The sequence below is a fragment of the Mogibacterium kristiansenii genome (assembly GCF_009695905.1).
Lineage (GTDB): Bacteria > Bacillota > Clostridia > Peptostreptococcales > Anaerovoracaceae > Mogibacterium_A > Mogibacterium_A kristiansenii.
The window spans coordinates 83987-101270 of the sequence record NZ_VUNA01000003.1; the positions used below are offsets into that span (position 1 = coordinate 83987).

Sequence of the window (17284 nt, forward strand, 5' to 3'; positions counted from 1 at the left end):
CACTCTCCTTAGAAAATTCCGGTAAGGATGCCGACCGCCCAAAGGCCCAGCACCATGGCCAGTTCCATGCGGCACAAGAACCAGCCCGCCAAATCACCGGTGATGCCGCCGAATTTAGTGCCGCAGAAGCGACGGTAATGAAGGGTTCCCAGCAGGGCAATCGCCAGCATCGTGCCGCCGGCCGCCGGAGACCGCCACATCATCCAGGTGATGCAAAGCCCTCCTTGCAGCAGAAGGATGCCCGCAGTTCTTCGAGCCGCGGTATCCGATTCCGTTCGGGCCAGCCCGGTTTTCTTCGCTTTCGGAAAGGCGACCACCGTGTACCCGCTGAGGCAGCGAGAGAGGAAAAAGGACCCCATCCACAGAATTCGGCCTTCCGCCGTCAGTTCCGACAGCGCCGCCCCATAGATCAATCCGAACAATGCCAGCCGAATCACCGCGAAGGCTCCGATGTGAGGATCCGACAGAATCTGCAGCCGCTCTTCCCGGGTGCGCCAAGAGGACAGGGCATCGCAGGTATCCATGAATCCATCTAAGTGAAAGCCGCCAGTTATCAGGATGGGAATGCTCAGTGCGATGAGTGTGGCCGCCGTCGGACCGATTTCAAAGCGCACGACTCCGAGAAACCACAGGTATTCTAAGATGCCGATCACGCCTCCCACCCAGGGAAAGAAGCACAGGTGGTACCGCATATCCTCCGTTTCCCAGCGAAACCGGGGCATGGGAATCCGAGAATACATGGAAAAAGCCACCGTCACGGATTTAAAAACAGATGCTATTTTCACGCGCGCTATCTCCTTTCAAATAGACGGGAATTCCCACCACCACTTCCACCACTTCGTCCGCCATTGCGGCCAGCTCCCGGTTCACGTTGCCCAGGACCTGCAAATAGTTCCGAAGTGCCGGTGCAGCGGACACCCCATCGTCAAAAACATCTCCGGTGACCACCACCAGATTTTCCACCGAATCCGCCACAGCGGCAATCTCCCCGGTGATTTTTCCGATGCATTCCTTCAGATTCTCACACTCTTCGTCTTCCCGATACATTTCGTTGGCCACCAGGTTGGTGAGGCATTCCACTAAAACCACAGAATCGTAGCTCCAAATGCGTCCGGTGATGTCTTCAATGTCCCGGGGCTGCTCCAGGGTAATCCACCCCTTTCCTTCCCGCATCTGCCGATGCCGCTCCACCCGGCGAAGGGATTCTCCATCCATCACCTCCATGGTGGCGGCGTAATAGGCATTGGGGTTTCCAAAGGAAAGAGCCCGCTCCTCCGCAAAAGCAGATTTTCCGCTGCCGCTGCCGCCGGTTACCAATACCATCATCGTTCCGTCCTCCTTGCGAATCTCTTACTCTTCATAGCGGGTATAGGGTTCCATGCCGTATCCGTCGAACCGCTTCGCTTCCCGGTACACCCGGTTCACATCCCGAAGCAGGGACATCATCATGGCCGCACCGGCGCCTTCTCCGGCACCCATGCCCGCATCCAGCACCGGTTCCAGTCCCAGGCTCTCCGCCAGGCGGCAAGCCGCCGGTTCCCGGCTGATATGAGAAGGAATCATGTATTCCCGAATTCCCGGAACCAATCGTTCCGAGGCTTCCGCAGATACCAGGCTCAGCAGTCCGTCCAGCACCACCGGAATGCCATGAAGGCCGCCCCCCAGAATGATGCCCATCATCGCCGTCAGCTCCAGGCCGCCAAACCGGCACCATATGGCTTCCACGTCCGAGTTCACGTCGGGCATTTTCAGCGCCGCCGCAATAACCTTTCTCTTGCGCTGCAGTCCGGCCCCATCCAGCCCGGCCCCGCGTCCGGTTACCGTCTCCGCCGAAAGTCCCAACATTCTTCCGGCCAGAACCGCCGCAGAAGTGGTATTTCCGATGCCCATCTCGCCCACGCCCAGCACCCCTACGCCGGCTTCTCGGCACTCCGCCGCCAGGTCCAGTCCCAGCTGCAGCGCGGTGCGGAACTGTGCCCGGCTCATGGCCGGTTCCTTCAGGAAATTCTTTGTTCCATCGGCCACTCGCCGGAACTCCGTTCCCGGCACCGGCCCCGGGTGATGAATGCCCACATCGATGGCTCGAATTTTTGCATGGGCCGCTGCCGCCAATACGCCGGCACAGCTTTGGCCCTTTCCGATATTTTCTGCGCAGATGGCCGTCACTTCTTGCCCGGACTGGCTCACCCCTTCTTCCACAATTCCGTGATCGCCGCAGCACACCAACAGTTCCATACGCTCCAGGTCCGGCACCCGGCGCTGCTGGATGGCACCGATGGCGGTGTGACTTTTCTCCAGCTTGCCGAAGCTGCCCAGGGGCTTCGCAATTCGGTCCCACTCCCCTTGAATTTCTTTGCGCCACTCCTGCGACACCTTTGGAACGGTAATTTGGCCGGACAATACCGCCGCGGCGGAAATATTTTTTTTATGAATCTCCATCGTCCTCCCCTTCATTTCTCTCTATCGCTCCCGAATGGCTTTCTGAAGGAGCTTCATCATCTCGCCGTAATTTTCCGGGCGGTGCGGGTAATCGCAGTCCATGCAGCTCAGAATCACCTTCCCGTCCCGTTCAATCTGTACCCGCTTTCCGGGGCAATCCGGAAGGAAATACAGGGGGCAGTAACAGAACAGGCAGTTCATTTCCGCCATTCCCTTGTGGCAGGGATAGTATTGGCAGTCCCGGTTTTCGAAGTAATAGAAGGAATTTTTCATCTCTGTTCACGCTCCTCTGCCCACCGGCGGCATTCCCGGACGAACGCTTTCGCAAATTCCGGGTTGGACGGGTAGTACAAATGTGGGAAGCCCATCTGCTGGGCGCCATTCTTCACGATGCACTTCCACTGTTTGCCCGTCACCGGCTTCTCCGCCGTGTAGGCGGTTCCGTTATCGTCACAGTCGTAATAGTGGTATTCATGGCCTCGGATGACCGCGCCGGTCTCATGAGCGGTCAGCGTCACATACCCGAACCGGCGGCTCTTGCTGCGGAAGCTCCGTCCGTGGTGAATGCCCGCCATCGGCCAGACCCGCCCCGACGCGTCTTCGATGGAGTCCCCCAGGTACATAAAACCGCCGCACTCCCCGCGGATGGGAATCCCCTCCCGGGCCAATGCTCGTATCTCATCCATTAAGCGGCGGTTTCCGCTGAGCGCCGCCAGGTGCAGCTCCGGATAACCGCCGCCGAACCACAGTCCGCAAATATCCTTCGGCAGGTGTTCCTCCGCCATCGGGGAGAATTCCACCAATTCCGCACCCAAATCCTGCAGCATCTCTCGGTTCTCCCGGTAATAGAAGCAGAAGGCTTCATCTCGGGCCACGCCGATTCGGAGGGGTTTCCACCGTTCTCGGTACTGCACTTCCCCGATTCGGATGTCCATAGTCTCCTCTTCTTTCGGAAATTCTTTCGCTCCCCGGGCAATTTCCAGAATCCGACCCACATCCACGTGTTGCTGGAAAAGCTTTGCCTGGGTCTGCAGCTGCTCTCGAAAGTCCTTCACCTCATCGGGAAGCACCAGCCCCAGGTATCGGCTCCGGAAGAAATCGTCTTTCCGGTTGGGCAGGCAGCCCAGCACCGGAATTCCCAGCTCTTCCTCGATGACCGGCACGAGAATCTCGCCAAATGCGGCGGATACTCGGTTCAGAATCACACCGGCGATGCGTTTGCTCCTGTCAAAATCCAAAAAGCCTTTCAATTCCGCAATAACAGAACGTCCTTTTCCGTAGCCGTTTGTCACCAGGATAATCGGCGCGTCCAACGCCTCCGCCATATGATACGTGGACGCCTCTCTTTTTATACCGGCCAGCCCGTCGTACAGGCCCATCACGCCTTCGACGACCGCCACATCCCCGGCGAATTCCCGGCAAAAAATACTCCGCGTCCGCTTTTCATCCGTAAAAAACAGGTCCAGATTTCCCGTCGGTACCCCGATGACGTTTCGGTGGTACAGGGGATCGATGTAATCCGGCCCGCACTTAAAGGAACATACCGAAACGCCCCGCTGCTGCAATGCCCGAAGCAGACTGCAGGTCACCGTCGTCTTTCCGTTCCCGCTGCCGGTGGCAGCGATGACAATTCTTGGATACTTCATGGTTTTTCCCCTTTTTGCAATCTCAGTTCTTATCCCCCGACAGAAGATCAAAAGAAATGATATTCACCGGATTTTGCCCTTGCATCAAGTGATACGCCCCCGCCTTCCGGCTTCGGCTCACCTGCACCTGACAGATTTCCCCCTCCAGCTCGTACTTTTCCATCAGCCGGGAAGCCTCCGCCAGAGTTTCCAGCGTAACGGTGTTCAGCACCACCCGAATCGTTCTCTTTCGATTCATCAGGTGCACCAGAATCTCCTCCAGGTGCCCCCCGCTGCCGCCGATAAAGACGTGGGTGGGATCCGGCAGGGATTCCAGGCATTCCGGGGCGGCTCCCCGGACCGCTGTTACGTTGGAAAAGCCAAATTTCTCAATATTCCGGCAGGTCAGATTGTACGCATCCTCCTTCGCCTCGATGCTGTACACCTTCACCGACGGATCCGACCCGGCCAGCTCCACCGACACCGAACCGCTGCCGCTGCCAATATCGTACACCACCGCCGGTGCGGTGAGGTGCAGCTTGCAAATGGACAGCGCCCGCACCTCTTCCTTGGTCATGGGCACCTTCTCCCGGACAAAAACATCATCCCCCATTCCCGGGGTGAGCCGGCGAGGCTGCGGGTCCGGATTCTCCACCAGCACCGTGCACAACCCCGGTTCTTCGAAATTCTTGCACGCCTCCGGAGGTAGCCGGAGAATCTGTTCCTGCGCCGTTCCCAGATTGCATCCGATGTGACAGATGCAGTTTCCCCGATGCCGCTCCGCCAGCAGCTGTCCCATCCGCTGTACGTCCTTCGCACCGGAAGTAATCAGGAAGGTTTTCTCTCGGTGTGCTGCCGCATCCAGGAATTCCGGTATCCAGTCTTCTTCCGAAATTCCGTGGGTGCTGAGAATCTTTCCGTCCTGCCAGCAGATTCCCACCGCCGCCGCCAGGGCAGAGACGGAAGAAATGCCCGGAAGCACTTGCACCTCCGCTCCGTCCAGCTTCTTTAATGCCGGAACCAGGTTGCGGCATCCGCTGTAGAATCCCGTATCCCCGGAAAAGAGGATCCCCGCACAAACCGTCTCTTCTCGAGACGTCTCCTGCAACTCCGAAAGAACCGGCAGGATGCGGTCCCTCGTATAGAAGGGATACTTTTTATAATTTCCGGCAAAGGATTCCAGCATGCGGGGCGCCCCGAAAAGCACCTGCGCCCGGTCCAGCGCCCGCCGGGCCTCCGGCGTGAGATGGCGTTCTCCGTTCATGCCGATGCCCACCAGCACCACCTTCAATCGGGTTTTGCTGAACCCTTCGCCCCCCGCCGCCCGGGCAATGTCTTCCCATGGGAACCGCTCTCGTATTTCCGAGAACACCCGCTCCAAGGAAAGTCCTTCTTCTGCGGCACGAGGCCGACGGATGATAAAGCACGTCGCCCCCGCCTTCTCCGCCGCCTGAATTCGAGCGGCTTCTCCGCCGGTTCGGCCGCTTTCCTTCATCACCAGGATTTCGGAATGCGTTTCCTGCAGCATCTGTCGATTCATTTCCTCGGAAAAGGGACCCTGCATGGCGATGATCCGGTCCCCCCGAATTCCCTGTTCCCCACAGATTTCCAAGCTTTCCACGCTGGGCAGCACCCGGACGTACAGCCGCTCCCGAAGATCCGGATACCGGCAGAATTCCGAAAGGGTCTTGCTTCCGATGGTGAGGAGAATGTTTCCGGCAGCAGACCGCAGTGCCCGGACGCAGTCCGCGGTGGAATCAAAATACCTCGCATCTTCCCGTTCCTCCGGCACCTCCGGATTTCGGCAGACCCGATAGTACGGGATTTGCCGGAAACCCTCCCGGCTTTTCCGAATATTTTTTTTCACCGCCTCCGCATAGGGATGGGTGGCATCCACGATGACCGCCGGCTGTTCCCGCTCATACAGCGCTGTCATCTCCGCCGCCGTCAGACGCCCCTGAAGCACCTGAATCCGGCCGGACTTCTCCCCCGGCGCCATCATCTGCTCCCCGTATTCCGTTGCCACCAGCACCAGGGAAGGAATCCCCGCTTCCGCCAGCTTTTCCGCCAGCCGCCGTCCCTCCGTGGTACCGCCGTAGATCAGCACTCTCTTCATCTTCACTCCTTACAACTCATACCCCCTAGGGGTAATCAGCTTTCCGCCCTGAATAAAACTCCGGGAATTCCCCACGTACACCGTGGTGAACATGTTCACCTTCGCCTCCCGAAGCTCCGCCAGCGTGCAGGTCACCGCCTGGGTTCCCTCCCGGCCGATGTTCTCCACGTAACCGCAGGCCCGGTTCGGTTCCGCGCCGGCCGCCAACATAATATCCGCCGCCTTCCGCAGGTAGTCCGCCCGCTTTCGGCTGGATGGATTGTAGATCGCCATGACAAAATCCCCCTGCACGCCGCAGCGAATCCGCCGTTCGATGACCGCCCACGGGGTCAGCAGGTCGCTGAGGGAAATCACGCAGAAATCGTGATTCAATGGCGCCCCCAGCACCGCCGCCCCGCTGTTCGCTGCCGTAATGCCCGGAATCACCGTCACTTCCGCTTCGGGGTATTCCCGCTGCAGCTCCAACATGGGCGCCGCCATTCCGTAAATCCCCGCATCTCCGCTGCACACCAGCCCCACGGTTTTTCCCGCTTCCGCCATCTCATAGCACTTTCGGCACCGGGCGATTTCCTGTCTCATGGGGGTGGTAAAAAAATCTTTCTCCGGCCAGGACGTCCGAATCAGCTCCACGTAGACCGTGTAGCCCACGATGACATCGCAGGCGTTCACCGCCTCTGCGGCTTCCGCCGTCATGCCGGTCCGTTTTCCCGGTCCCATTCCGATTACATAAATATGCCCCTTCACATTTCATTCCTTTCCGGCTGCCACTGAAAATGCCATTTTTCCTGCTCCACGATGCACAGGGTCATCCCATCCATCGCCGTCTTCCCCCGCCGCACCCGGCCGCCGCCGGCCGCGGCGGCCGCGGCACGGTGACACACGTTCCCCGTGCCGACGGTTCTCCGGACGAATTCCGACTCCGGGAATTCGCCGGAGACCCGCTCCAGCTCCGCTGGAGTGAATAAGCGGTAGGGAACCCGGCAGTACTGCGCCAGCTGAATCAGCCCGGGTTCCCCGGCTTTCCGGTCCACGGAGGCAATGCACCGAATGTCTTCCGGCTGCAGCCCTTCTTCTTCCAGCACGCATTCCAAGAACTCCTTCAGCTTCTCAAAGGGCACCCCTTTTCGGCAGCCCATTCCAATCACCAGTTTCCGGGGGATCAGGGTCAGACATTCTTTCGGCGCCTCCGTCTCCGGAAAGCCGATAATCCCATCCGGGATGCCGGTATCTTCGGCCGTCCCGTCGCTCCGTTGCCGAAGCACCACGTTCTCCGGCACCCTCCCGGAAAATTCCGCCGGCACGGTACTTCGAAGAAGGATTTTTTCCCCCGAAAGCAGCTTCCCGGACACCCGGCGGATGGCTTCCCGGTTCCCGATGCGAAGCCCGTTCCGCCGGGCGAAATCATCGATGGCAAAACATCCGTTCACGTCCGTTGCGGTGGTGATGGCCGGATCCGCCCCGATGCGCGCTCCGATGTCCCGGGCCAGGGCGTTGGCGCCGCCCATGTGTCCGGACAGAAGCGGTATGATGTGCCGCCCCCCCTCGTCCATCACCAGCACCGGGCTGTCCTGCAGCTTATCCTTCACCAGGGGCGCCACCGTTCGGATGGCAATCCCCGCCGCCCCCACGAAGAGCAGGGGCTGGTGCATGCGAAAGCCCTCTGCCGCCCATTCTTCCGGGGATTCCTCCCGGCGACGCCAGAGGGGGATGTACTCCGTCCAGTTCGCCATCAAGCGCTCCGCCAGCTCCCGCCCCCGAGGGGTAAAGCAGGCGATTCGGATGTATCGCTTCCCCATCATGGCTGCACCGCCTTCCGGTAGGCGGTTTCGAATTCCGGCGCATACAGCCGGGAATCCGCATAGCCGCTTTTGGCAATCACATCCCCCACCAGGACCACCGCCAGATTTCGGATGCCGTGTTCCTCGGCGGTCTTTGCCAGGGTCTCCACGGTGCAGATGTACTTCTCTTCCTCCGGCCAGGTGGCTTTGTACACGATGGCCGCCGGCGTGTCCTTCGGATATCCTCCCGCCATCAGCCGCCGGGACAGTTCCGCCATCATTCCGGTGCTGAGATAGATGGCCATGCTGGTGCGGTGGGCCGCAAAGGATTCGATCTGTTCCCTTTCCGGCACCTTGGTTCGCCCCTCCATCCGGGTGATGATCAGGGACTGGGACACCTGCGGCTGGGTGTATTCCAGGTTCAGAGATGCCGCCGCCCCAAAGCAGGCGCTGACGCCGGGACAGCTTTCATACTTGATGTTCCGAGCATCCAGCTGCCGCATCTGCTCCTGCACCGCGCCGTAAATGCTGGGTTCTCCGGTATGCAGCCGCACCACCGTCTTTCCCGCTTCCTCTGCCTGCACCATCACCGAAATGATGTCATCCAGGGTCATCTCGGCGCTGTTGTGAATCTCACAGCCGGAATCCGCATATTCCAGAAGCTCCGGATTCACCAGCGACCCGGCGTAGATCAGCACATCCGCCCGCTGAATCAGCCGCATTCCCCGTACCGTTATCAAATCCGCCGCACCGCAGCCGGCACCTACGAAATATACCATCGCTCCCTTATCCTTTCCTTAATTTCTCCAGCATATCCATCGCTCCCGGTGACGCCGCCAGCAAGCCGAATTCATTGGAGTACAGTATGCACTCCACCGGAAGTTCCTCTCCGCCCCGTTTCCTCAGATAGTACAGAATCCGGTCCATCACCGATTCCATGCTCGTTCGAAGCAGCGCCGGCGATTCCGCCTGAATGATGCTCAGCGCCTCCTCCGTCACCCGGCAGTTCAGAATACCCCGCAGGGTGTCCATGCTTCCGCCGGCGCGAATCACTCCGGCGGCCAGCAGCTCCATCCGGGCATCCCCTTCCTTGGAATGGGTATTCATGATGCCGCCGCTCACCTTAATCAGCTTGCCGATGTGGCCGGTGAGGAGCATGCCCCGAAAGTCCATCTCCCGAACCATGTCCACCGTATCCCCCACGTAGTTGCTGCACTTCACGCTGCGGTTCAGGTCGTAGCCGTAGGTTTCCTTCATGAAATTCAGTCCGTAATTTCCCGGAGAGACGGCGGCAATCCGGTCGCCCAGCGCCTTCCGCTGGTTCAGCTCCACCCGAATGGTGTCCAGAATCGCCCGGGTGCTCATAGGTTCCACAATCCCCGTAGTGCCCAGGATGGAGATTCCGCCTTCGATGCCCAGCCGCGGGTTGAAGGTCCGTTCCGCGGCCGCCTCGCCGCCGGGTACGGAGAGAATCACCCGGATCCGGCCCCGAAAATCCAGCAGCTCCGCCACTTCCGAAAGCTCCTTTTCAATCATCTGCCGAGGCACCCGGTTGATGGCCGCATTGCCTACGGGCTGATCCAGACCGGGAAGGGTCACTCGGCCCACGCCCGGGCCGCCCTCAATTTGGATTTCCAAGTCGCCGTCGGTCCGCTCTTCGGCACGCACCTCCGCCGTCACGTGAAGTCCCGTGGTCACGTCCGGATCGTCCCCGCCGTCCTTTACCACGGCGCACCGCACCCGGTTTTCTCCCCGAAAAATATCTTTTACCTCGGTCCGGAACACCGCGCCTCCGGGGGTGATGATTTCAATTTCGTCCTTCACGCTGCCGGTGAGAAGCATGTACAGCGCCGCTTTTGCCGCCGCGGCTCCGCAGCTCCCGGTGGTAAACCCCTTTCGAAGCTCCTTCTTTGAATCCATGGTCTATTTCCTTTCCGGCACTTTTCCGTCCCGAATCTGATACAGCAGAGCATTGCAGATGGCCGCCGCCACATTGCTGCCCCCCTTCCGGCCCCGATTGATGATGCAGGGCACGCCGGACCGGAGAATCAGTTCCTTGGCCGGCACCACGTTCACGAAACCCACCGGCACGCCGATGATCAGCTCCGGCCGCCAGCCCGTGTTCTCCATGATTTCATGCAGGGATACCAGCGCCGTGGGCGCATTTCCCACCGCCACGATCAGGGGCTTGGTCAGCTTCGAGGCCCGCTCCATGCTCACTGTCGCCCGGGTCACGCCCCGCTCCTTGGCTTCCGCCGCCACATCCGGCTCCGCCATAAAACAGTGCACTTCGCCTCCCAGCGTGCGGAGAAATTTCTTGTTGATGCCCGACCGGGTCATATTGGTATCCGTCACGATATCCCCGCCGGACCGCAGCACCCGGTAGGCGGTGTCCAGCGCATCCGGAGAGTAGGTCATGGTTTCCGCGTAGTCGAAATCCGCCGTAGTGTGAATCACCCGCCGCGTCACCGGATCCTGATCTGCAGGAAGCCAAATGCCCCGCTCCCGAAGCTCCTCCCGGATAATCTCAAAACTCCGCTTCTCAATATTCCCCGGAAGCACGTATTCCAACTGAATCTCCTTCATCTCTCCCGTTTCCTTCCTATTCGTCGCGCCACGCCGCCTCCCGCAGCATGCCGTAAATCCTCTCCATATCCAGGCTTTCCCGCACCAGGTCCGCCAGTCGATCGTACTCCTTCTCCCGGCGCTGCCGAAAGCTCTCCCCGGAATTCTCCGGTAAAACCACGCCTTTTTTTGCCGCCAACGTCCGGCAGATCTGCTCCGCCACATTGCCGGTATCGAAAATTCCATGGACGTAGGTTCCGTACACATTCCCCTGCTGAAGGCCGTTCACTTCACCGTCCGCCCGGCAGGTCAGCGCCTCGCCCCCCTCGTTTCGGGTCTCTCCCATGTGAATCTCGTATCCCCGGTATTCCGTATCCTCCGGCATGCCCAGAATTCCGGTGCGAAGGGAAAGTCGTCCTCTTACCTGCCGTCGGTTCTTCTGCCGTTTCAGCACCGTCTCCCCGGGGAGAAGGCCCAGTCCCTTTAGACTTCCGCCCTCTTCCACCGAATCCGGGTCCGAAACCATCCGTCCCAGCATCTGGTATCCGCCGCAAATGCCGAACACCGGCACCCGCGCCGCCATCCGTTGAACGGTCTCCGCCAGCTCCGTCTCCCAAAGCCAGCGCAGATCCCCGATGGTGTTCTTGGTTCCGGGCAGGATGACCATGTCCAATCCCGCCAGCTCTTCCGGTCGCGTAATGTAGCGAATCCCTACCCCCGGCACCATTTCAAAGGGCGATATATCCGTAAAATTAGAAATGCGCGGCAGCCGAATAACCCCGATGTTCACCAAGCTCGGCGCCGTTCCCTCAAATCGAGTGCTGAGGCTGTCCTCGTCGTCGATGTTCAACGGGCAATAGGGCACCGTGCCGATCACCGGGATGCCCGTCTTCTCCTCCAGCATTTGAATGCCGGAATCCAGAAGTGTGACATCCCCTCGGAATTTGTTGATAACCATACCTTTGATTCGCTGCTGTTCCTGCGGAGGCAGCAGCATTACCGTTCCGTAAAGCTGGGCAAACACGCCGCCCCGGTCGATATCTCCCACCAGGATTACCGGTGCGTCCACCATGTTCGCCAGTCCCATGTTCACGATATCGTTTTCCTTGAGATTGATTTCCGCCGGGCTTCCGGCGCCCTCGATGACGATGATGTCGTTCTCCGCGGCCAGCTTTTGAAAGGCCTTCCGGATATCCGGAATGAGCCGGGTTTTGTAGCGAAAATATTCCCGGGCCGGCATGTCCCGAAGCACCTCCCCGTTGACGATAACCTGAGATCCGATGTCATTGGTGGGTTTTAACAAAATGGGATTCATGTATACCGAGGGCTCGATGTCGGCGCATTCCGCCTGCATCACCTGAGCTCGTCCCATCTCCAGGCCCTCCTTCGTCACAAAGGAGTTCAGCGCCATATTCTGGGATTTAAAGGGCGCCACCCGAAAACCGTCCTGCCGGAATACCCGGCACAGCCCGCCGGCCAGCAGGCTTTTCCCCGCGTTGGACATGGTGCCCTGTACCATAATTACTTTTGCCATCTATCTAATCCATTTCCGAAGTGCTTGTGCGTATTCGTGAATTCCCCGGGCCACTTCTTCCCCGGCATCCTTTTGCAGCCCAAAGAACTGTTCCAGATTCCTCCCGGTGATCACCTCTTCCGGTGTCCCGAGGCAGGCCACCCGGCCGCCGCCGATGCATGCCACTCGGTCCGCCACGGCCGGAACGAACTCCAGCTCGTGCATGGAGAGAATCACCCCGATTTTCTTCTGCTTCGCAATTCGCCGAATCACCGAGAGGAGATCCATCTTGAACTGGATGTCCAGAAAGGACGTGGGTTCATCCAGAACCAGAACTTCCGGCTCCTGGCACAGGGCCCGGGCCAGCATAATCCGCTGCCGCTGCCCGTCGCTGATTCGGTTGTAATCCGCATCCCCAAAGGCTTCCCCTTGCACAATCCGAAGGGCTTCCTCCGCAATCTGCCAATCGGCGTCCGAAAGGATGCCCAGCTTCCCGGTGTACGGGTAGCGTCCCGCAGCCACCATCTCCCGGCAGGTCATCCATTCCGGCCGGGGCCGCTCCGTGGTAACCAGCGCCATCTTCCGGGCCAGTTCCGTCCGTTCGATTTCCTGAATTCGCTTCTCACTGAGAAATACCGTGCCGTGAATTTCCGGAAGCTGGGAAGTCACCGTGCGAAGCAGGGTGGATTTTCCCGCCCCGTTGGGGCCGATCAGGGCCAGCACTTCTCCGGGCTTCACCTGAAGGTTTACATCTCCTATAACGATTTTCCCGTCGTATCCCGCATCCAGGATGCGGGTCTTCAGTTCCGTACTCATGGGCGTCCCCCCTTTCGCCGTACCATCATGGTGAGCACCACCGGCACCAGAAATACGGCAGTCACCGAGCTGATGCTCAGCTCCGTGGGTGCGAACAGGGTGCGGGCGATGCCGTCGCACATCAGAGTCACCACGCTGCCTCCCAGGAAGCAGGCGGGAATCATCCGGATGGGCTCGTCGGAACGGATCCATCCCCGAATCAAGTGGGGCACCGCGATTCCCACAAAGGAAATGGGGCCCGCAAAAGCAGTCACCACTCCGGAGAGCAAGCTGGAAATCAGAATCAGGGCGATGCGCAGCCCACGGATGTTCACTCCCATGCTCCGGGCGTAGGTTTCCCCCAGCCGGTAGGCTCCCATGGGCTTGGACAGGAAGAATGCCGCCAGAACTCCCAACATAATCAAGGTGGCAGACAAGCGCACGCCGGACCATTGGATGCCCGACAGGCTGCCCATGGACCAGTTGTGCAGGTTCACGATATTGGAATCGTCCGCAAAGGTAACCACGAAATCCGTCACCGCGGAGCAGATGTAACCCACCATTACCCCGGCCACCACCAGCAGGGACATGTTCTTTATTTTTCCCGAAAGCAGCAATACGAATCCCATCACCAGCAGGGATCCCAGAAAGGCGGTCAGCGTCATTCCCAATGCGCTGAGGGTGATGCCCTTCCCCAGCAGGAAGACCATGGCCAGCGCCACCGTCAGCTTCGCCCCGGAGGAAATGCCCAGCACGTAGGGTCCGGCGATGGGGTTGGCGAAAAAGATCTGCAGCAGATATCCGGATATGGAAAGGGCGCCTCCCAGCAGAATTCCGGCGAGAATCCGCGGAAGGCGAATATTGTACACGATGTCATATGCGGTGCTCTCCCCGCTTCCCCGTAGGAGATGCCCGATTTCCCGGAGGGAGATGGCGCTGCTCCCCAGGCAGAGATTCAGCACTGCCAGTAAAAACAGCAGAACAGCCAATCCCGCCAAAGCCGAAACGTACCTCGTTCCGGATGTTTTATCCCTTTTCACGCAGACTCCTTTCCGTTATTTCTTCAGTTTCTTCAGCACCTTGAGGGAACGGTCCTCCCCCTTCAGCACCTGATTCATATCTTCCATAAAATCCGCGGCTTTGGTGCTGTTCTGGAAGAATCCCGGCGGCAGGCAGTAGACCCGTCCTTCCCGAACCGCTTTGAATTTCTTCAGCAGCGGGGATTTCTTCTTCAGCTGCCCCACGGTGTCGATGGGTTCCTCGATGGTGCTGTTGTAGATCAGCACATCCGCACTCTTAGCGATGCGGTAAAAATCCTCCATCTGAATGTTCAAGGTGGACCGCATGGACTCCTCCGACGCCTTTTCCGCCGCCAGGTATTTTCCCCCGGACTGACGGATCATGGCGGAGAGGTAATCCCCCGATGCTCGTACCGTTACGCTTCCGCCGGAGTTCACGGCGAACACCGCCACGGTTTTGTCGGTGCGCTCCTTCTCCGACAACTTGCGGACGCGGGCCGCTTCCTTTTCAAAAAAAGCTTCCGCGGCTTGGGATTTGCCGTACAGCGCTCCGTACAGCTTCACCCATTCCAGCCGGCCCAGCGGGCTCTTCTCGTAGCTGGACCGCTCCACCATCACCGGAATGCCCAGGGATTCCAGCTTCTCCTTCGCCGCCGGCGAATGGTAGATCATGGTATTTTCGATGGCCAGATCGCAGCCCTTTCCCCGAAGAAGTTCGTAGTCCGGTGCGCTGTACCGGCCGGCATATTGAATCTTCCCGGACTGCACCATCTTGGCGATTCCCTTCACGTGCCATCCGTTTGCCCGGGTTCCCGTGTACCCTACGCCGGTCAAGCCGCCAACCTGGCGGATGGGATCCATGGCCGCCGTGGACACCACATAGGTGTTCTGCAGCGGCAGCGACAGCGGCGTGATGTTCTTGGACAAATTCTTCGGCGCCTTCGCCCCTTCCGGAATCAGGAGAAACAGATCCTTGGCCCCCAAAGTGAGCAGGGTGTAGGTCTTTCCGTCCTTTTCGTACCGGTCCAGGGTGAATTCCTTGGCCGCTTCCAGCTTCTCCCGGCCCCGGTACTTCAGGCCGGAAATTTCCGGCGCTTCGGTGATATCCCCCCGCTTCACCCCATCGGAGCCGGCAGTCTTTGCCTCGGCGGATTTGTTTTTGCCGGAGGACGTTCCCGGGGCGTGCACCGTAATCCGGTATTTGATCTCGTGAGGTTCGCTCATGGCGGTGGTGTCCCCGATTACCTCGAACGCTTCATCGTATTCCTCGAAGGGGATGGTAAAAACAGAATTCTCCCCCGCCTTCGCCTCGTTCATGTACTTCCGACCGTCCACCACCATGTAGTCGTAGTAGGAGCTGCTCCACACCAGTCTCACTCGGTGCGTACCGTTCTTCTCCGTAACGTCAGCAGGGGATTCCACGCTGGCGCGCCCGGAACCCCCTGTCATCGTCACTTCACAGGATTGTGCCTTCTCGCTGCCGGCACCGGACAAGCTGCATCCGGAAAGCATTGCGGCAAGAATCAGCAGAAGAACCAGCCCCCGAATTCCGGAAAAACCTCGTCTCAACTGCATCCTGTTCATCTCTATTTATCTTCTTTCACCGGATTGGTGACCTTTACCTTGTGGTCGTACCACTTTCCCTTTGTGCCGATCAGGGCGCAGTCGAATTCCTTGTCGATTTCCGGCACCGGAACATCGAAGGCGTAGGCTTCTTCGGTGGTTCCGTCATCGTACTTCACCTTCTCCGTCGTCGGCTGCAGCAGGTCGTCCTTATCCTGCTTCTTAGCCTCTGCTGCAGTTCCCGGATACAGGTTCACGATATGGGTGGAGGCCAGCGTCACGTGAATGGTCATCTTTCCGTCCTTTACCGTCAGGGTGCCCTTGTCGTCTTTGGTCTCATTTACGTGGAACATGCGGCTGTCCGTGGTGAACTCCGCGGTGTAGGTACCGTCCTCCAGGCCGGAGGAATTCTTGTCGGAGCCGCCGCAGGCTGCCAGGGTGAAAATCATGATGGCGGACAGCGCTGCAATCAGCCATAACTTGCTCTTCTTTGTCATTTCAATTCTCTTCATTAATATATGGTTCTCCTCATTCTAATTTTCGATTCGACGCATGTGAATTATTGTAAATTTCAATACGGTTTATGCTACTTGTTCATGGCCTCCGCCACGTGTTTCACGTACAGCTGCTGCACGCTGTCGATCCGGCCCAGACCCTCAATCTGACAGGTGACGGATTTGAACGCACCGGATGCATCGAATTGGCTCTTCCAGGAATCTTCTTCCTCACCCGCCATATCGTTGTTGGCGTGATCGCCGGCTACTACCATCAGCGGACGGAGAATGACCTTCTTGTATCCGGCCTTCTTTACCTTTTTGATTACCGCTTCGGCAGATGTATCTTCCGGTTCTCCTTCTACCGTTCCGATAAATACGTTGGAATATCCCAGATCCTCCATCTGCTTCTGCATCTGGCTGTAGGAAATCTTTGCGGTGTGGGAGGTTCCGTGCCCCATGAACACGAACGCCGTGCCGGACGCTGCGGCATCCTCCGGGCTTCCGAATCCGGCTTTTTTTACCGCCTCCGCTGTAATGTACTGCGCAACGGCTGCCTTGTCGGCGTTTACGCTAGAAGCATCCTTGCCCACTTCACCCAGAAGCGGCTCCGCAACCTTGATGGATTTGATCTTGCCCTTATACTCTTTCACGGAATCCATCAGCTCGTCGTATTCCGCACCGTGCATCAGGTGGGTCGGCTGAATTACCAACTCTTTTACCTCGTTTCGTACCGCCCGCTCCAGCGCTTGATTCACGTTATCGATGCTCTCGCCGTCTCTGGCCAGCACGTGGTTGATGATGATCTGCGCGGTAAACGCCCGGCGAACGGACCAGTCCGGATACGCCTTCTGAATGGCCTTCTCCACGCCGCCTACATCCTTGGCACGGCTGTCGTTAAAGGAGGTTCCGAAGCTGACCACCAGAATTTCCTTGTCTCCAATCTTGTTCTCGTTCAGCGGATCGTCCTTGGACGCATCCCCCGTATCCTTGCCAAAATAATCCGGGTCCGCATTCTCTCCCTTGACCATTTTCTTCTGATCCTCAGTCAATGCATCCCAAGCATCTTTGGCTTCTTTGCACTGCTTCTCCGTGTCTTCCGTCCAATTCTGCACATAGATGGCATCGATTTTCTCCGCCACTTCATCCGCCTTGTCCTGATCGGATTTGCCGCATCCCGTCAGTGCCAGCGCACAGGTCACTGTGGCCAGAAGCACCCACAGCATTTTCTTTTTCATCTTAAATCTCCTTTTCCCTCAGTGATTTGGATACACAAAAAGGCTGCCGAACATGCAGCCCTTCCCTCCTCTGTCTCCGGGGGCGTTTTCAAAAGAACATACCGAAAAAGCCGCTCTTCAAAGCGTTTGTAGTCCCTGC

Annotated in this window: 17 protein-coding genes; all 17 read right to left on the reverse strand. The window is 58.7% G+C overall.

Annotation, left to right across the window (positions count from 1 at the left end; all coding sequences use genetic code 11):
- Positions 1 to 8: 8 nt before the first annotated feature.
- On the reverse strand, positions 9 to 785 hold the full coding sequence (locus FYJ65_RS02340) for an adenosylcobinamide-GDP ribazoletransferase (protein ID WP_288809159.1): 777 nt from the start codon (positions 783 to 785) through the stop codon (positions 9 to 11).
- The gene (locus FYJ65_RS02345; RefSeq protein WP_154553749.1) at positions 763 to 1326 is read right to left on the reverse strand and encodes a bifunctional adenosylcobinamide kinase/adenosylcobinamide-phosphate guanylyltransferase; all 564 of its coding nucleotides are present in this window, start codon (positions 1324 to 1326) and stop codon (positions 763 to 765) included. The genes FYJ65_RS02340 and FYJ65_RS02345 overlap by 23 nt, the downstream gene beginning before the upstream one ends.
- A gap of 24 nt (positions 1327 to 1350) precedes the next feature.
- Positions 1351 to 2439 (reverse strand): nicotinate-nucleotide--dimethylbenzimidazole phosphoribosyltransferase, encoded by a 1089-nt coding sequence (locus FYJ65_RS02350; protein WP_206157279.1) that lies wholly within the window; start codon positions 2437 to 2439, stop codon positions 1351 to 1353.
- A gap of 21 nt (positions 2440 to 2460) precedes the next feature.
- Positions 2461 to 2712 (reverse strand): cysteine-rich small domain-containing protein, encoded by a 252-nt coding sequence (locus FYJ65_RS02355; protein WP_154553751.1) that lies wholly within the window; start codon positions 2710 to 2712, stop codon positions 2461 to 2463.
- Positions 2709 to 4085, reverse strand: coding sequence for a cobyrinate a,c-diamide synthase (locus tag FYJ65_RS02360; RefSeq protein WP_154553752.1), 1377 nt, complete (start codon positions 4083 to 4085; stop codon positions 2709 to 2711). The genes FYJ65_RS02355 and FYJ65_RS02360 overlap by 4 nt, the downstream gene beginning before the upstream one ends.
- A 22-nt stretch (positions 4086 to 4107) precedes the next feature.
- Positions 4108 to 6180, reverse strand: a complete 2073-nt coding sequence (gene cobK, locus FYJ65_RS02365; protein ID WP_154553753.1) for a precorrin-6A reductase — start codon at positions 6178 to 6180, stop codon at positions 4108 to 4110.
- A gap of 9 nt (positions 6181 to 6189) precedes the next feature.
- Entirely contained in the window at positions 6190 to 6924 is a 735-nt protein-coding gene (gene cobJ / locus FYJ65_RS02370) for a precorrin-3B C(17)-methyltransferase (RefSeq protein ID WP_328603031.1), read from the reverse strand.
- Positions 6921 to 7979: a cobalt-precorrin 5A hydrolase gene (locus tag FYJ65_RS02375; RefSeq protein WP_154553754.1), complete on the reverse strand. Its 1059-nt coding sequence runs from the start codon at positions 7977 to 7979 to the stop codon at positions 6921 to 6923. The genes cobJ and FYJ65_RS02375 overlap by 4 nt, the downstream gene beginning before the upstream one ends.
- Positions 7976 to 8737 (reverse strand): precorrin-4 C(11)-methyltransferase, encoded by a 762-nt coding sequence (gene cobM, locus FYJ65_RS02380; RefSeq protein ID WP_154553755.1) that lies wholly within the window; start codon positions 8735 to 8737, stop codon positions 7976 to 7978. The genes FYJ65_RS02375 and cobM overlap by 4 nt, the downstream gene beginning before the upstream one ends.
- Positions 8738 to 8744: 7 nt before the next feature.
- Positions 8745 to 9878 carry a cobalt-precorrin-5B (C(1))-methyltransferase CbiD gene (gene cbiD / locus FYJ65_RS02385; RefSeq protein ID WP_154553756.1) on the reverse strand — a complete coding sequence of 378 codons (1134 nt, stop codon included), beginning with the start codon at positions 9876 to 9878 and terminating at the stop codon, positions 8745 to 8747.
- 3 nt (positions 9879 to 9881) lie between these two features.
- Positions 9882 to 10544, reverse strand: coding sequence for a precorrin-8X methylmutase (locus FYJ65_RS02390; RefSeq protein ID WP_154553757.1), 663 nt, complete (start codon positions 10542 to 10544; stop codon positions 9882 to 9884).
- Positions 10545 to 10560: 16 nt separating this feature from the next.
- Positions 10561 to 12057 carry a cobyric acid synthase gene (locus tag FYJ65_RS02395; RefSeq protein ID WP_154553758.1) on the reverse strand — a complete coding sequence of 499 codons (1497 nt, stop codon included), beginning with the start codon at positions 12055 to 12057 and terminating at the stop codon, positions 10561 to 10563.
- A complete protein-coding gene (locus FYJ65_RS02400; RefSeq protein WP_154553759.1) occupies positions 12058 to 12852 on the reverse strand; it encodes an ABC transporter ATP-binding protein in 795 nt (264 codons plus the stop codon). It abuts the gene before it with no gap.
- Positions 12849 to 13871, reverse strand: a complete 1023-nt coding sequence (locus FYJ65_RS02405) for a FecCD family ABC transporter permease (RefSeq protein WP_288964876.1) — start codon at positions 13869 to 13871, stop codon at positions 12849 to 12851. The genes FYJ65_RS02400 and FYJ65_RS02405 overlap by 4 nt, the downstream gene beginning before the upstream one ends.
- A 15-nt stretch (positions 13872 to 13886) precedes the next feature.
- Entirely contained in the window at positions 13887 to 15419 is a 1533-nt protein-coding gene (locus FYJ65_RS02410; protein WP_206157280.1) for an ABC transporter substrate-binding protein, read from the reverse strand.
- Between the two features lie 17 nt (positions 15420 to 15436).
- A complete protein-coding gene (locus FYJ65_RS02415; protein ID WP_235898174.1) occupies positions 15437 to 15925 on the reverse strand; it encodes a hypothetical protein in 489 nt (162 codons plus the stop codon).
- 74 nt (positions 15926 to 15999) lie between these two features.
- Positions 16000 to 17145: a sirohydrochlorin cobaltochelatase gene (locus FYJ65_RS02420; RefSeq protein WP_154553761.1), complete on the reverse strand. Its 1146-nt coding sequence runs from the start codon at positions 17143 to 17145 to the stop codon at positions 16000 to 16002.
- Positions 17146 to 17284: the final 139 nt, after the last annotated feature.

Bases quoted from the DNA above. Each gene is read 5' to 3' on its own strand.
- FYJ65_RS02345 (WP_154553749.1), bottom strand. From the start codon at position 1,326: ATGATGGTATTGGTAACCGGCGGCAGCGGCAGCGGAAAATCTGCTTTT.
- FYJ65_RS02350 (WP_206157279.1), bottom strand. From the start codon at position 2,439: ATGGAGATTCATAAAAAAAATATTTCCGCCGCGGCGGTATTGTCCGGC.
- FYJ65_RS02355 (WP_154553751.1), bottom strand. From the start codon at position 2,712: ATGAAAAATTCCTTCTATTACTTCGAAAACCGGGACTGCCAATACTAT.
- FYJ65_RS02360 (WP_154553752.1), bottom strand. From the start codon at position 4,085: ATGAAGTATCCAAGAATTGTCATCGCTGCCACCGGCAGCGGGAACGGA.
- cobK (WP_154553753.1), bottom strand. From the start codon at position 6,180: ATGAAGAGAGTGCTGATCTACGGCGGTACCACGGAGGGACGGCGGCTG.
- FYJ65_RS02375 (WP_154553754.1), bottom strand. From the start codon at position 7,979: ATGATGGGGAAGCGATACATCCGAATCGCCTGCTTTACCCCTCGGGGG.
- cobM (WP_154553755.1), bottom strand. From the start codon at position 8,737: ATGGTATATTTCGTAGGTGCCGGCTGCGGTGCGGCGGATTTGATAACG.
- cbiD (WP_154553756.1), bottom strand. From the start codon at position 9,878: ATGGATTCAAAGAAGGAGCTTCGAAAGGGGTTTACCACCGGGAGCTGC.
- FYJ65_RS02390 (WP_154553757.1), bottom strand. From the start codon at position 10,544: ATGAAGGAGATTCAGTTGGAATACGTGCTTCCGGGGAATATTGAGAAG.
- FYJ65_RS02395 (WP_154553758.1), bottom strand. From the start codon at position 12,057: ATGGCAAAAGTAATTATGGTACAGGGCACCATGTCCAACGCGGGGAAA.
- FYJ65_RS02400 (WP_154553759.1), bottom strand. From the start codon at position 12,852: ATGAGTACGGAACTGAAGACCCGCATCCTGGATGCGGGATACGACGGG.
- FYJ65_RS02415 (WP_235898174.1), bottom strand. From the start codon at position 15,925: ATGAAGAGAATTGAAATGACAAAGAAGAGCAAGTTATGGCTGATTGCA.
- FYJ65_RS02420 (WP_154553761.1), bottom strand. From the start codon at position 17,145: ATGAAAAAGAAAATGCTGTGGGTGCTTCTGGCCACAGTGACCTGTGCG.